The organism is Oceanobacillus sp. J11TS1 (genome assembly GCF_018333215.1).
Classification (GTDB): Bacteria; Bacillota; Bacilli; order Bacillales; family Amphibacillaceae; genus Oceanobacillus.
Genome location: NZ_BORO01000013.1, coordinates 29,110 through 43,323, shown reverse-complemented (window position 1 = coordinate 43,323; position 14,214 = coordinate 29,110). Strand labels below are relative to the sequence as shown.

Genomic DNA, 14,214 nt, shown 5'->3' with positions numbered 1-14,214 from the left:
GGGAAAAAATGTCTGTAAATGAAAATATAGAACGAGCTATCACAGCGCTGAAGCAAGGAAAGCTGATTATTGTTGCGGACGATGAGGATCGGGAGGCTGAAGGAGATTTAGTTGGTCTTTCCAGCAATGCAACTGCAGAAACAGTAAACTTTATGGCCAAATACGCTCGTGGATTGATTTGTGCACCGGTGTCAGAGCAAATAGCGAATAAATTAAATTTACGGGAAATGACTACAGAGAATACAGACGAATATGGGACAGCTTTTACAATTAGTGTGGATCATATAGAAACGACAACAGGAATCTCCACATTTGAACGAGCGAAAACGATACAAAAGTTAGCAAGTATAGAAAGCTGTGCGGAAGACTTTCATAGACCAGGACATGTCTTTCCTTTGATAGCCAAGAACGGTGGTGTGTTAGAACGAAGGGGACATACAGAAGCGGCGATTGATTTAGCTAAGTTAGCAGGAGATACGGAGGCAGCATACATTTGCGAGATTTTGAAGGAAGATGGGACGATGGCTCGGTTAAAAGATTTACAAGAACTCTCCGTGGAATGGGAAATGCCATTGATTACCATAGAGGAGCTTGCAGAATATTTAAGGAAAACCATAGGGAAGCCGAATGCAAAAGCAAAACTGCCTACGAAATATGGTGATTTTAACCTTTCTCTTTACCAAGATAAAGAAGGAAAAGACCAACTTGTTTTATCAATGGGAGAGATACGTAATAGTCAAACGCCTATTTTAGTTCGGGTTCACTCGGAATGCCTGACAGGAGATATTTTTGGCTCCCATCGATGTGACTGCGGGGAACAATTAGAGCGTGCTATGCAGTTGATTGCATTAGAAGGAAGAGGAGCCATTCTGTATTTGCGTCAGGAAGGAAGAGGCATTGGATTACTTAATAAATTGAAGACATACGAATTGCAGGAGCAGGGCATAGACACCTATGAAGCAAATGTAGCGCTTGGATTCCAGCCTGACGAACGGCATTACGATATCGCGGCTTGGCTGTTAAAAAACGAAGGTGTTTCTCAAATCCGATTGCTGACAAACAATCCAGATAAAGTAAGTGAATTGCAGCAATTTGGTATAGAGGTTGTGGAACGCGTCCCTATAGAAACAACGATTTATAACGATAATAAACACTATTTAAAAGTTAAAAAAGATAAATTTCATCATTTACTAACTTTATAAGGAGAATGAATTATGACTGTATACGAAGGAATGTTTCAAGGTGAACAGATAAAAGTAGCAATTACGGTTTCTAGATTTAATGAGTTTATCACTTCTAAATTACTGGAAGGTGCCAAAGATATTTTAAGAAGACATGGCGTAAGAGAAGAGGATATTGATGTTTACTGGGTGCCAGGCGCTTTTGAGCTCCCATTTATTACGAAACAGGTAGAGAAAACGAAAAAATATGATGGCATCCTAACGCTTGGAGTGGTTATCCGCGGAGCCACCACACATTATGACCTAGTCAGTAATGAAGCAGCAAAGGGGATTGCTCACATAGGCTTGCATGCAGATATTCCGGTTATGTTCGGGGTGTTAGCAACAGAAACGATTGAGCAGGCAATTGAAAGAGCAGGCACGAAAGCTGGCAACAAAGGCGGGGAAGCAGCTTTAGGCTTGCTGGAAATGGTTTCGTTGAATAAACGTATTCTTTCCTAAAATGGAGTTAATCGAGAATTTTTCTCTGTAAAACAATAGGAAAGCAAGGTGATTCAGGAAACCTTGCTTTCCTATTCCAAATGAATCACTTTACAATATCAATAAGCTGCGTTAAATGATCAATTTCATAAGTCGGCTTTATCCCAATGGAGTTTTCCTTGTGATTTGGGTTGAACCAGCAAGTATCTATCCCGTAGTTAATCCCGCCTTGCATATCAGATGTTAATGAATCTCCAACCATTAATGAAGTAGCTTTATCAGTCAGTCCTAGTTTAGAAAACGCATAATCGAAAATTCGTTTATCAGGTTTTTGGAAGCCGGCATCCTCTGAGATAATAATCTGTTCAAAGGTATTATAAAGTGGCGAGCTTTCCATTTTAGCTAGCTGCACATTCCTGAAACCATTGGTGATAATAGCCAAACGCTGGTCGGAAAGCGAATCAAATAATTCTTCCACGCCATCCATCAGATATACTTCCTTTCCTAGATTTCCAAGGTAAGTACCGTTAAATTCTGCTGCATCGATATCAATCTGGTTCGTAGCAAATAATCTTCTAAATCGCTCTACCCCCAATGCTGATACCGAAAGCTTTCCCTGTTCTAGCTCTCTCCATAGTACATTGCTAATCTCTCTGTAGTTTGCATGGTATTTGTTAAATCCATCAGGTAATCCAAATGTTACAAATGTTTTATGCAGCGCTGCCTTCTCTGATTGGCCAAAGTCAAATAAAGTATCATCTAGATCGAAAAATATAACGTCGTATTTCATGATTGCCTCCATGGGGTGTTTTGTTTTATGATTTTTCTTCTTGATTGTAGCAATTATTAGGAAAACTGACCATGGCTAATCTTTTTTGCAATAAATATACAAAACAACTCCTAGAAGTTTACGTTGCCTTCTAGGAGTTAAATATGTCATTACTTCATTAAGATACTTTTTCGATCTTATTTGAAATAATAGTCCTAAGTTGTGCTGGGTCATCTGATTTAATGGCTACATAGGAATATTCTTTTTGTATGCCCATACGTTCTTGGCCATAAAGAATGTACTTGAGATCTATGCCGCTAATAAATGACACCTTACATCAATGACCCATATTATTGTTATCTTCATCGAGTGGTTCTACTACTTCTCCATTTTTATCCGTTACAATGCTGTCGGTTCCTTTGTCAGCGTCAGTAGGATAAGAATAATACGTAAAAATACCAAAACCAATGATGGCTATTGTTATTAATACAATGATGCTCTTCTTTTTCATATAAAAATCCTTTCTTACATGTTATAGAATTACTGTGGTTACCTTATATGTTTGTCCTGAATTGGATTATCTAAAACAAAATAGAAATAAGCAGCTGGTTGAATTTCCTCTTCTGAATTAGTTTCTTCAGCAAAAACTGTGTTGCTACAAAGTATGAACGAAATAGATAACAACCCAAAATACAACCTAACATTCTCTTTCCCGTTACATATACCCCAAAAATTTATAGTATTTTAACAATATATTAATTATAACGTGGTTGGACTATAATGGAAACACCCCCATTTGATGTGCTCCTTTAATTGATTTTTTAATTAGACTATAAATTTAGATGTTTTTCTTTTGCTTTTTGTTCCACTTTTTTAAGGTGTGACTGGTATTTTACATCCGATTCATAAACGATTACCTTTGCCAATCATGCTTGCAGGGATAATACTCCGTCGATTTAGAACCGGAAATTAAACAGGCTCTAATTGAGATGAACTTTATAGAAGAAAAACAAAAAATGAGCCTTTCTCTTTTTAGAATGGCTCATTTTTTGTTGTTATTTCTTTTTACGCAAATCTCGTTTTTCCTGTCGGCTAAGCCCTGCAGTCAGCTGTTCAAATAAGTTATCCCACTTATCTTGATAGGATTTATAGATGAGCGGATATTTTTTCTTCAATTGGTAGATACCTGCTGCATAGCTCTGTTTGTCACCCTCTAGCTGCTGTCTTATATAGAAAGGTAATTCATTCATAACAGCAATGATTTTTGCAGGAGCTATTTTTCCGGTATAAAACCATTCATATGCTCTGTAATAAAGAAGCTGATAAGCATTTACATCATGAGACAGTTTGTTGATCTCTTTTTGCAGGCGAGACTGTTTTTTGGTTGTTACATGTGCTTTTTTAATTTCATCATCTTTATTTTGGGAGATGAAATCGGCTAAACCGATGTAAATCTCAGCTTCTTGAAATAGGGCTTCTTTATGAAAATACATATATTGCTGGATAAGTTCCTCTTGTAGTTCTTTTAAATAAACTTTGTCCGATACATTTTTTAGATGCTTTTTGAATTTTGATAACACCTTTGATAATGCAGACCATTTTTCGACTGTGATAATAATATTAACCCAGAATAAATAGAATGCAGTAATCGTTTTTGTATCCTCTGCTTCTGTTGGTATTGATTTCTCCATTAAATGCATGGCTTTATCATATTGTTTTGCATTGGCATAAAGATTTGCAAGTGGGGGTACGAACATGGCTGTTTGTTTAGGGAATTTTTCCAATAATTCTTTGTACGTTTCGATAGCTTTGTCAAGATAGCCGTTATCCTGGTAAATATCGGCTTTTAACGTATAGATCACTTGCAGCTCTTCATCACTTGAAGTAAGGGGAATAATTTCCGAAAACACCTTTTCCATCTCATTGACATCGCCATTTAAACTAGCTAGCTTTAATAGCTTAAACTTAACTTCTCCGCTATCCGGTATTAATTGGTTTAATTTTTTATAGATTTCAAAGGCTTCTTTATTATCTCCTTTATCCATTGCTTCCTTGGCAGCAATCATGTATTGCTCTGCTTCATCATTCTGTGTGGTTTTATCGGTTTGGGTATCTTCTATGTCCACATCTGCCTGCTTCTTCTTAGCTAAAGCTTCTGAGTCGGTTATTTTCGATTGATTTTCTTTTGACTTACCGTGCTTACGGATATAGTCATATTCTGCCCTTCTATCGGGGTCTTTTAAAACCTCATAAGCTTCTTGCACTTTAGCGTGGCCTTCCGGATCTGTTTCAAGAGGATGTTTTTTCAACGCCTCCAGATATTTTTCCTCGATTCTTGCTTGCCCAATATTTGCTGTTGTGCCAAGAATTTTATAATAGCTTTCTTGTTTTACTTTACTCATATTGATAAACTCCTCATTATTTAAGGTCCAAAAAGGATAAAGTCACTTCCTTTATCCCTGTCGATATAGATTAATAAAATCCCTTGCCCATAGACGAAACGTGCATCATCTCCGTCTTATATAAAAAAGTTGGGGAAGGATTCTGCTGTTTTATAGATGCCTTATTCTTGCGGATGACTGTTTAGGCATATTGAAAGGCAGTACTGTCTCTTAAGACTATAATAGATAGGATTTTGTATTTGGGTCCGTTTTACATTGTAGCTTTTCTTTGCGAATCTAGCAAGAAAGTGACAAGAACAAGGTGATTCACTTAATTTGTGGTCATTTCACTGAAGCAATTTCTCTATCTTAACATAGATTGAGTGCGGTATTTAAAAATGGTATATTTAAAGGGAAAGCAGATATATATCATACAAAATAAAAAAGCTAAAAGTGGCTGATTAGGTCACTTTTTTATTATTCAAAGGAAGTAAGCAAATGAATATGCAAACAATCCAATCAACATTAAAAACGGATGGGACGTTCTTTTCTCCGTTATATAGAAAAAATAATTATAAAACAGAAGAATTAAATGTCATGCATCGTACGGTATCTAAGCTATTAGATGTTTCCACCACGTCGAAAAAGCCGGGAATGCTATTAGGACATATCCAATCTGGGAAAACCCGCTCCTTTCTGGGTTCCATGGGCTTAGGATTGGACAATGGATTTGAAGTAGTGATCATCTTAACCAAAAACTCGAATGCACTTGTTAAGCAGACCTTTGAAAGAATAGAGAATGAGTTTATGGAGTGCATCGAGGAAGATCATTTAGCTGTTTATGACATTATGAAAATGCCTGTAAAGCTGCGTAAATTCGAATTAAAGAGAAAGCTTGCGATTGTTCTTAAAAAGGAAAAGAAGAATATGCAGCGTTTAGAAAATCTATTATTTGAAATGTATCCAGACCTAGCGGAACGAAAAATTTTATTTATTGATGATGAAGCTGATTTTGCTTCTGTTGCCTATGACAATGTAAAAGATAAAAATATCATTGATTTAAAAGTCATTGCCGGGCAAATCGATCAGATCCGTGCAAGGCTAGAAGATGCTGCCTACCTACAAGTAACCGCAACTCCGTACTCCTTGTATCTCCAGCCGGATGATATGACGGTACATGAGCATAAAGCCTTTCAGCCGAAGCGGCCAGCTTTTACAGAATTAGTACCGGTACATGATAAATATATCGGTGGAGAAATGTATTTTGAAAAATCCAAAGAAGATGGACATATGGCAAGTTACCTTTATCATGAGATTTCAGAAGAGGAGCTGGAAATTTTAAGGAAAAGCGATAAACGCAAAGTGAAAGTAAACCATTTGCTTACAGGTGAGCGGTATGAAGGAATTCGCAGCGCGTTGATTCATTTTATTGTTGGGAGTAAAATCCGCAATATCCAACAGGAGAGAAAGGAACAGCGTGTTGAAAAATATGCTTTTATTATGCACACCATCACCACAAAGGCTGCTCATCAGTGGCAGGAAGAAGTGATGCTGCATATGGAGGAGCAGCTCCGGGAAGCGATTCGGAAGGATGATCCTATTTTTGACCAATTAATCCGCACAGCCTATCAGGATTTTGTGCGTTCTCAAATAAAGGATATCTATTTTCCATCCTTTGATGAAGTATTATCCAACGTTCGTGAAGCGATTGTGGAGGAGGAGCTATTAATTGAAATTGTGAACTCGGAGCAAGATGTCGATAATTTATTAGATAAATCAGGAGAACTAAAATTACGGACTCCGCTGAATTTCTTTATTGGCGGGCAAATTCTTGACCGAGGTATAACGATAAAAAACTTAATTGGTTTCTATTATGGAAGAAATCCGCAAAAATTCCAGCAGGATACCGTATTGCAGCATTCCAGAATGTACGGCGCGCGCCCGCTTGAGGATATTGCAGTTACCCGTTTTTATACGACAAAGCGTATTTACAGTGTGATGGAGCAAATGCATGAATTTGACACAGAGTTACGCCGTGCTTTTGAATTCGGAGCAAATAGCGGGGAAGTTGTCTTCATTCAAAAGGACATGGATAATACGATATTGCCATGCAATCCCAATAAAATATTGTTATCAAGTGTGCAGATGTTAAAGCCAGGGAAACGGATGCTGCCGACAGGATTTCAAACGATTCCGAAGAGCTACCTACAGCGCGAAATGAAGAAATTGGATAAATACGTAGAAACCATGAAGCGAACAGCAAAAGCGATACATCCCAAAGATGCTCGTTGTTTTCTTGTGAAGAAGGAAAAAGTACAGGAACTGTTAGAAATGATTTATCAAACTTATGAATTTAAGGAAGGTTATGGTTGGGATCTAGAAACGTATTGCTCCGTGATGAATTATTTATCAGAGGAAATGGATACGAATCGAAAAGGACATGTTTGGGTTGTTCTGCGTCAGAATCGTAATATGGCGCGTATTCGCAAAAGTACCGGCCGATTTGAAGATGCGCCGGATACGAAGCAGGATGAATTGAAAATAGCGAGGAATCTGGCTCGAGTGGTTCCATCATTAATTTTGATAAGGCAGAATGGAGCGGAAGAACAAGGCTGGCGAGGCGGAGCATTCTATTGGCCGGTGATGGTTGCGCCTGAGGAGACAAAAACGACGGTGTTTGCTGGCAAAGGGATTAAGGAGAAATAATTTAGATAAACAATTGTTTTTATAAAGGTCATAAGCAAGTGGATAGCGAAATGCAACATTCTATGGAACAAAGGGAATATGGGAATTTAGAGCAATTGCATTTTATGAAGGAAAACTGGCTATAAGTTTGGAAGTAATAGTGTGCGAAAAGGAGAGGGAACTTTAATCGTCCCCTCTCCTTTTTTTAATTCCATCCCACCGAAAGATAACTGCTATAGGAATAAAATCTTTCGAATGGGTGATTCTTTATCTGGTAATCGAGTTGTATCTTTATTGAAAGTCAATTTAACTAATCCTATCTTCGCAATTACCGTTTTCTTAGTGGTCGTAAAAACAGTGTTAGCAATTTCTGGGTTCACGGAGCATCACTTACCTTTTGATTCGTCTCTGTGCCATAGGTAATAAAGAAAATACTAGAAACTAAATTTAATATGAGCGTGCAGATTATAGTCAATATTGGTAATTCTATTTGTGGTACCCAATTTTGATTGACGAAGGTTATGATTGAATACGTAATAAGAATATGAAAAACAACGATAACCCCACGACCTAAAGTGTTTAATTTTTGATATAAAAAGAATATAGAGAATAAAGAAATAAAGCAAATAAATGATATAAGTGTGTACCACAGTAAGTTCACATCGCTGAGTATTCTACTATCATTGATAAAGAAGTTAAGGACTTTAAATATAAACATGTAAACGCCCATATAAAATATAAAAATTATAAAGCTTGTAGCTATTGCTTCCACAATTAATTTCATTATGTTTATTTTTCCTTTGGATTTTATTAACTCGCTTACAAAGTGAAGCAAACTCACTGCAATAAGTACACAAACGACAGCATAGACCTGAGCCAGTGGTATTTCTCCTTTTAAGATTTGCATGAAAATTCTAACCACCTCTAGAAAGTTATCTAACATATAGAATCACCTACTTAATTAATATTTTGTTGAATGGTTGATATACAAGTGTTCACTATATATCTTAAATCTTTAATTTGTCCTATATTACGTAATAAGCCTTGAACAATAATTAGATCACCTTGTGGTTTAATGAGTTCTTTACGAATTAATTTTATTGAGGCGCTTACTTCTAGATATTCTTCTCTAGATAGTCTGATATTTTTAATTAAAAGTTCTAAGTCCTCTATTTTGTTATTCAGAGAAGAGCGGATATCAATATTATTTTCCTTTTCATAGTCTTCTGGAAAAGTATTAGGATCTAATAAGGGTTCGATTTGATTTTTGGTAAAGCCTTCATAAACACATGTAATAATCTGACTAATATACTCGACAAGATCGTCAACTTTTATATTTTTACGGTCATATATTGCTACAACGCTATATTCTTCAACCAAGCTATTTAAAATGATGACGATATCTAGTGAACAGAAGTTTAAATCCTTACCACCTAGAAATTGCATAATCTCTACAAGTCTTTTATAAATTTGATTTCTTTTCTCAATAACATAATTTGCCACCTCCGGGTCGTTAATATTTTGTTCATTCATTTGCATGATTAAAAACTCTTCATGTTCAAAAGGAACACTTAAATAACTTCTTAACACTTTTTTAAAAATTTTTAACCTCTCTGCAAACTGCTCATGCTCTTTTAACTCCATTTGTAAGTGATCATACAAACTGTCTAAATAAAACTGATAGACGGAAATGAGTATATTTCTTTTTGATGTAAAATACGCATATAAAGTACTTCTAGATACTTCAGCGCAATTAGCGATTTCTTGAACACTGGTAGCATGATAGCCTTTTTGAGCAAATAATGTTAATGCCGCTTTCAAAATCCTTTCTTTCAAATCACTCACCTCACTATAATTACTTGATAAAACGAAATTTGTACTAGTCAGTTCAGTATGTTTTTAAGGGAACTTACATTTTGTTATTTTATAGGCCTACTATCTATTTACTCTTAATACTACATTTAATTTGTTTATGTGAGTATAAAAAAAGAAATGTGATAAAATATTACCTTAATTGTAACGTTTCTGAAATACATGTAATGCTTATGAAATATCTTTTGGACGGACTCCATGATTTGGAAGGGTATTGAATCAGTTGCTATTAAAAGGACCCCGAAATTAGTAAAATATTACAATGAGATACACGGTTGCTTTATCTTTGGGTGCATTAATTCAAGGGAAGTGAGTAAAGCTTGCTTTCAGTTTGGATAGCCAGTACTATAAATTATAATAGGAAAGTTAAAAGAATTTTTAAAAAAGAGGTGATTCAAAATGAATTTTGTTTTTGATATAGATGGCACCATTTGTTTTGATGGAAAAACAATTGATCCAGCTATACTACAAGCATTAGAAGAAATACAGACAGCGGGACATCAAGTTATTTTTGCGTCAGCGAGACCAATTCGGGATATAATTCCTGTTTTGCCGAAATCTTTTCAGCAAGGGAAACTGGTAGGTGGAAACGGGGGATATACTGCAAGTAGCGGTAAGATTGGTGTGACCCATTTTCAAGATGATCTGCTGACAAATCTTATTGAGATGGTGGAAGCTAATCAACTAACCTATTTGGCAGATAGCGATTGGGACTATGCTTTTAATGGATTGAAGACGCATCCTATTTATAAAAATATTAATCAAAGCTCCGCGCAGAATAAAGAGCTGCGAAGTTTGGACAAGGTATGTAAGCTCGTTCTTTTCCAACCGCCGCAGCAGGTGATAGATGAACTTTCCGCACTGCCTGTAAATATTACATATTACAAAGGGGAGAATGCAATCGATATCAGTCCAGTTGGAATTAATAAGGTGAGTGGATTGCACAACGTACAGGTGAGAGAATTTATTGCATTTGGGAATGACAGTAATGACCAGTGTTTGTTTGAGAATGCATTATACAGCGTGTGCGTCGGTGAACATGAGGTTAAAAAATATGCATCTATATCGATACAGAAGGAAGAATTGCCAGCAACGATAAGGAACGTATTGGGAGTATTGGAGAATAAAAAGGCACAAGGAGTGCAGGTGTAATATTGTCGTATCTTTTAGCAAGGTTCGTTAGTAGTCGAAAAAGAGCTAGGGAATATTGATCAAAAATATTTCTAGCTCCTTATCTGTTTTTCAGTATGCCGTTCTATCCATTCACTGATAAACTGAATATGCTCTTGTAAATTGATTGTTTTATCATCTCGCTGTGCAATAAAGAGAATCATTTCTTCAACAGTTTCTTCACTGGCCGTTAATTTATATCCGTTGATTCGCAGCATATAAATCAAAGACCATAGTGCAGTTCGTTTATTGGCATTATAAAAAGGATGATTTTTAATCAAGGAATGGCACAGAGTAGCGCATTTGGTAAATAATGTTGGATAGGCATCTTTCCCAAATAAACTTTGTTTTGGGCGATTTCGTGCAGAATCAAGTTCTTTATATGAATTTATTCCTTTTTGTTCTCCTGGTGAATACTTTTCAATCACATACGCATTGATTCGTACAATATCTTGTTCAGAAATATAATTCATTATTTATCCACCAATCGCCGTGTAACATCTCCGTATTGTTGGTCCGTTTCCTTTAGAAAATTGATAAAATCCTGGTCTGACTCTAACGCTGCTTCCTTTTTTGAGACAGGGGTAAACATGAAACCATTTTCTTTTAGTTCTACTTCTAGCTCTGTGGTTTCGTCAATACCTAAAGCCTTTTTAATATATGCTGGAACAATTACTGCAGAACTTCCCCCATAACGATGCATTTTTACAGTCATTTTTTTACCCCCTTTATGTTTATTACTACTCATTATAGCACCCCATTTCTATTATATATATATCAAAGTATATACATTCATATATATTTCAGTTTCTCAAGAAGATGACGGTCATATACATAGGTTTTGTTATATCATAAACTATAGCTGATTATATTTTAAGCCTGTATTGGTGCTTAAAAGCTGAAAAAGCAATTGGAATAGCCGTGATCTTCCATAATATTTCATCCCGGTTTCATAATTGAACCCCCTTGTACATACGTTTAAACAAGGAGGATGATAGGATGGATAAAACAGATGAGCCAATGAAGAGAATGGCTAATTTGCAATTATCACATGCGGGATTTGCCCAGTACTATAAGGAATTACTAAGCAGAAACCATCATCTATTCAAGGGGAGTCAAAAAAATAAATCCCATAAGCATTTTTTTCAGAAGGTCCAAAGGGCAAATTCTTTTCATATTACATAGAATTTGCTTCACGTAAATAAAAACAAAATTAATTCAGTCTAGCCGTTAGATATGCTTATATCAAGCGGCTTTTTAGGTTGTTTTTAAGCTCCGCTAGAATGCAAAATCTATTTTTTGTAAAATACAAGGGGGAGGAATGCGATGATAAAGGGATTATTCCCTTTTTATCAAGCTGTAAACAATGCTACAATAATAAGATGGCATTCATTCCACAGGGAGAGAGTTCTATCTGGGAATGAAACCTTGAATATAGATGAAACAGCGAGTGGTGCTCAGTACGCTGCAGGGGCTGTCTGCAATAAATAAAAAAGACAAATATACATCTTTCAGATTAGCAGCAGGAGGAGTAAGAATGGTAAGGACGAAACAGGATGTGGAACGGTTAGAAGCAGAATTGAATCGAATTCACGAAAGCATTGATATTAGCTCGGAGGATTTATTTAATTATCGGATTAAAGGGATATGGCAGAGACTGAAAATCAGTTCAGGAAAAGAACAATTAAAAGCGATGCCGATAGACTCAGGTTTATTTGAGAAAGGGGTTCCGGTAAATAGCTTAATGGAGAACGGTTTCCAAACAATGAAAGATATAGCTGATCAGGAGCCTCCAGATTTAATGAAAATAGAAGGAATTGACGAGAATACTGCGCAGCAAATTTATCAAACGGTCACAAAGATAAAAGAATCTGTTTATGAACAAGCAATACCTCGTGTGAATCCAGATGAGATCTCGGATGAGGACTTCAGTTTGTTAGAATCTATTTATAAGAAGTGGCATTTGCTGAAGATTCTGGAGGAATTGCAAGCAAAGTTTCAGGAGTACTATGAAGAAACGATTCCTGATATTGAAATGGCAAAAAAGCAAAAGAGTTTTTTTGGAGCGCTGTTCCAGCCAAAAGAGGAGAAGGAAAAAATCCGGTCTGCCTTTGCCAATTTAAATAGAAGCACGCACCAAAAGGAATTAGAGAAAATCAAGAAAAAGCTGGATTATATGCTTGATTTTGAAGTGAGTAAAGAAGAACTTAAGAAGCACTTTGAAACAGAAAATGCTTTCTACTATACAGAGATTGAGAAGGCAACGGACTTTGATTCGAAGAATATCTCAGAAAGTTTGCCGCCTGAGGTAGTTGAAGAGGTGAATAATTATCCATTTGATACGGCGGGGCTGAACATTACCTTGAGGAATTATCAAATTTTCGGTGCAAAATATGCATTGCGGTATAAAAAGACGCTGTTGGGTGATGAGATGGGGTTAGGTAAGACCATTCAAGCACTTGCGATTCTCAATCATCTGGCGCAAAACAAGCAGGGACATGCTGTTATTATTTGTCCATTAAGCGTTCTTGCAAATTGGAAAAGAGAGATTGAATTGCGCTCCAATTTACAGACATTTGTCTTTTATGGCAGCAATCGTCTCGAACAATTTAAAGCTTGGCAAGAAGAAACAGGTGTCTTAATTACAACGTTTGAGCAGGCAGTCCGTATGCAAGTGGAAGAAGAGCACCAGCTCCATGCGTTGATTGTGGATGAGGCGCATTATGTGAAAAACCCCAATGCCAAGCGCTCGCAAAGTGTTTATCATTTAGCGAATCTGGCGGAGTATGTCCTATTTATGAGTGGAACGCCGCTAGAAAATAGTGTGAAAGAAATGCAACAATTAATTTCTGTTTTACAACCAGACATTGCGAAAGAATTATCAGAAGAAATGCTTCTACTGCAGCCACAAGCATTTCGAAAAGCGATTGCCCCAGTTTATTTAAGAAGAAATCGAAAGGACGTATTAAATGAACTACCGGATTTGGAAATCATTCCAGAGTGGGTTCATTTTGGCGAAGAAGAGGAAAAGTACTATCAACAAGCTGTCAAAGATGAACAGGTGATGGCAATGCGTCGTGCAGGCTGGCAGGGGGGGACTCCAGAAAAATCGCCGAAGCTGAAAAAACTTCTAGAAATCTGTGAAAATGCTAAAGAGAAGGGGCACAAGGTGTTAGTATTTTCTTATTTTAAAGAGGTTATCCAAACCATCAGTGAAAATCTAGAAGGGCAACCCCATCGAGCAATTACTGGCGATGTCTCGAATCATAAAAGACAGGAAATTATCGATGCATTCTCAGAGGATGAGGCTGGATCTGTCTTGGTCAGTCAAATTACTGCTGGCGGTGTGGGTGTAAACATTCAAGCGGCAAACGTTGTTGTTTTATGTGAGCCACAATGGAAGCCATCTATGGAAGAACAGGCAATCAGCCGTGCTTATCGAATGGGGCAATCCCGAAACGTTGTTGTCTATCGTCTCTTAACGGAGGATAGCATTGATGTAGCGATGCTGGAGGTATTAGGAGAGAAATCAAACCTCTTTGACTTGTTTGTCAGAGATTCTGATACGGCAACACGTATATTGGATGAGCAGGAGCAAGAGGAAGAAGAAGCTTCCCTTCAAAAGAAAGTGTTGGAGCTGGAGAAGGAGCGACTGACGCAGGGTGTTCGCTAAGGT

The 14,214-nt window shown here is 36.8% G+C and carries 14 protein-coding genes; 7 read left to right on the top strand and 7 right to left on the bottom strand.

Translation table 11 applies throughout. The features are described 5' to 3' along the window. Positions 1 to 8 precede the first annotated feature (8 nt). Both ribA and ribH read left to right on the top strand, forming a co-directional pair. The gene (ribA, locus tag KI343_RS11655; protein ID WP_212926601.1) at positions 9 to 1,202 is read left to right on the top strand and encodes a GTP cyclohydrolase II; all 1,194 of its coding nucleotides are present in this window, start codon (positions 9 to 11) and stop codon (positions 1,200 to 1,202) included. A gap of 12 nt (positions 1,203 to 1,214) precedes the next feature. Continuing rightward, on the top strand, positions 1,215 to 1,682 hold the full coding sequence (gene ribH, locus KI343_RS11650) for a 6,7-dimethyl-8-ribityllumazine synthase (protein WP_212926600.1): 468 nt from the start codon (positions 1,215 to 1,217) through the stop codon (positions 1,680 to 1,682). 85 nt (positions 1,683 to 1,767) lie between these two features. Here ribH and KI343_RS11645 read toward each other — a convergent pair whose 3' ends face one another. The 3 genes from KI343_RS11645 to KI343_RS11635 form a co-directional block, all read right to left on the bottom strand. After that, positions 1,768 to 2,451 carry a YjjG family noncanonical pyrimidine nucleotidase gene (locus KI343_RS11645; RefSeq protein ID WP_212926599.1) on the bottom strand — a complete coding sequence of 228 codons (684 nt, stop codon included), beginning with the start codon at positions 2,449 to 2,451 and terminating at the stop codon, positions 1,768 to 1,770. A 316-nt stretch (positions 2,452 to 2,767) separates the two neighbouring features. Beyond that, positions 2,768 to 2,941, bottom strand: coding sequence for a hypothetical protein (locus tag KI343_RS11640; RefSeq protein ID WP_212926598.1), 174 nt, complete (start codon positions 2,939 to 2,941; stop codon positions 2,768 to 2,770). Positions 2,942 to 3,485: 544 nt separating this feature from the next. Continuing rightward, positions 3,486 to 4,832 (bottom strand): J domain-containing protein, encoded by a 1,347-nt coding sequence (locus KI343_RS11635; protein ID WP_212926597.1) that lies wholly within the window; start codon positions 4,830 to 4,832, stop codon positions 3,486 to 3,488. Positions 4,833 to 5,309: 477 nt separating this feature from the next. On the opposite strand from KI343_RS11635, the gene KI343_RS11630 reads away from it, so the two are divergent. Further along, the gene (locus KI343_RS11630; RefSeq protein ID WP_212926596.1) at positions 5,310 to 7,517 is read left to right on the top strand and encodes a Z1 domain-containing protein; all 2,208 of its coding nucleotides are present in this window, start codon (positions 5,310 to 5,312) and stop codon (positions 7,515 to 7,517) included. Between the two features lie 355 nt (positions 7,518 to 7,872). On the opposite strand, the gene KI343_RS11625 is transcribed toward KI343_RS11630, so the two are convergent. Beyond that, entirely contained in the window at positions 7,873 to 8,403 is a 531-nt protein-coding gene (locus KI343_RS11625) for a hypothetical protein (protein ID WP_212926595.1), read from the bottom strand. A 50-nt stretch (positions 8,404 to 8,453) separates the two neighbouring features. Then, positions 8,454 to 9,332: a TetR/AcrR family transcriptional regulator gene (locus KI343_RS11620; RefSeq protein WP_212926594.1), complete on the bottom strand. Its 879-nt coding sequence runs from the start codon at positions 9,330 to 9,332 to the stop codon at positions 8,454 to 8,456. Between the two features lie 435 nt (positions 9,333 to 9,767). Between KI343_RS11620 and KI343_RS11615 the strand changes: the two genes are divergently transcribed. Beyond that, positions 9,768 to 10,520, top strand: a complete 753-nt coding sequence (locus tag KI343_RS11615; RefSeq protein ID WP_212926593.1) for an HAD-IIB family hydrolase — start codon at positions 9,768 to 9,770, stop codon at positions 10,518 to 10,520. 71 nt (positions 10,521 to 10,591) lie between these two features. Here KI343_RS11615 and KI343_RS11610 read toward each other — a convergent pair whose 3' ends face one another. Continuing rightward, positions 10,592 to 11,011, bottom strand: a complete 420-nt coding sequence (locus KI343_RS11610) for a type II toxin-antitoxin system death-on-curing family toxin (RefSeq protein WP_212926592.1) — start codon at positions 11,009 to 11,011, stop codon at positions 10,592 to 10,594. Further along, the gene (locus KI343_RS11605; protein WP_212926591.1) at positions 11,011 to 11,253 is read right to left on the bottom strand and encodes an AbrB/MazE/SpoVT family DNA-binding domain-containing protein; all 243 of its coding nucleotides are present in this window, start codon (positions 11,251 to 11,253) and stop codon (positions 11,011 to 11,013) included. Before KI343_RS11605 ends, KI343_RS11610 begins: the two co-directional genes overlap by 1 nt. 284 nt (positions 11,254 to 11,537) lie before the next feature. Between KI343_RS11605 and KI343_RS11600 the strand changes: the two genes are divergently transcribed. The 3 genes from KI343_RS11600 (at position 11,538) to KI343_RS11590 (ending at position 14,211) form a co-directional block, all read left to right on the top strand. Then, positions 11,538 to 11,723 carry a hypothetical protein gene (locus KI343_RS11600; RefSeq protein ID WP_212926590.1) on the top strand — a complete coding sequence of 62 codons (186 nt, stop codon included), beginning with the start codon at positions 11,538 to 11,540 and terminating at the stop codon, positions 11,721 to 11,723. A 141-nt stretch (positions 11,724 to 11,864) separates the two neighbouring features. Next, positions 11,865 to 12,029 carry a hypothetical protein gene (locus tag KI343_RS11595; protein WP_212926589.1) on the top strand — a complete coding sequence of 55 codons (165 nt, stop codon included), beginning with the start codon at positions 11,865 to 11,867 and terminating at the stop codon, positions 12,027 to 12,029. Between the two features lie 46 nt (positions 12,030 to 12,075). Then, positions 12,076 to 14,211, top strand: a complete 2,136-nt coding sequence (locus KI343_RS11590; RefSeq protein WP_212926588.1) for an SNF2-related protein — start codon at positions 12,076 to 12,078, stop codon at positions 14,209 to 14,211. The last annotated feature ends 3 nt before the right edge of the window (positions 14,212 to 14,214 follow it).

What these genes read in the sequence shown, in the direction of transcription:
- KI343_RS11640 (WP_212926598.1), bottom strand. Translation starts at nt 2,941, where the DNA reads ATGAAAAAGAAGAGCATCATTGTATTAATAACAATAGCCATCATTGGT.
- ribA (WP_212926601.1), top strand. Translation starts at nt 9, where the DNA reads ATGTCTGTAAATGAAAATATAGAACGAGCTATCACAGCGCTGAAGCAA.
- KI343_RS11615 (WP_212926593.1), top strand. Translation starts at nt 9,768, where the DNA reads ATGAATTTTGTTTTTGATATAGATGGCACCATTTGTTTTGATGGAAAA.
- KI343_RS11600 (WP_212926590.1), top strand. Translation starts at nt 11,538, where the DNA reads ATGGATAAAACAGATGAGCCAATGAAGAGAATGGCTAATTTGCAATTA.
- KI343_RS11645 (WP_212926599.1), bottom strand. Translation starts at nt 2,451, where the DNA reads ATGAAATACGACGTTATATTTTTCGATCTAGATGATACTTTATTTGAC.
- KI343_RS11595 (WP_212926589.1), top strand. Translation starts at nt 11,865, where the DNA reads ATGATAAAGGGATTATTCCCTTTTTATCAAGCTGTAAACAATGCTACA.
- KI343_RS11635 (WP_212926597.1), bottom strand. Translation starts at nt 4,832, where the DNA reads ATGAGTAAAGTAAAACAAGAAAGCTATTATAAAATTCTTGGCACAACA.
- KI343_RS11590 (WP_212926588.1), top strand. Translation starts at nt 12,076, where the DNA reads ATGGTAAGGACGAAACAGGATGTGGAACGGTTAGAAGCAGAATTGAAT.
- KI343_RS11630 (WP_212926596.1), top strand. Translation starts at nt 5,310, where the DNA reads ATGAATATGCAAACAATCCAATCAACATTAAAAACGGATGGGACGTTC.
- KI343_RS11625 (WP_212926595.1), bottom strand. Translation starts at nt 8,403, where the DNA reads ATGCAAATCTTAAAAGGAGAAATACCACTGGCTCAGGTCTATGCTGTC.
- KI343_RS11605 (WP_212926591.1), bottom strand. Translation starts at nt 11,253, where the DNA reads ATGACTGTAAAAATGCATCGTTATGGGGGAAGTTCTGCAGTAATTGTT.
- ribH (WP_212926600.1), top strand. Translation starts at nt 1,215, where the DNA reads ATGACTGTATACGAAGGAATGTTTCAAGGTGAACAGATAAAAGTAGCA.
- KI343_RS11610 (WP_212926592.1), bottom strand. Translation starts at nt 11,011, where the DNA reads ATGAATTATATTTCTGAACAAGATATTGTACGAATCAATGCGTATGTG.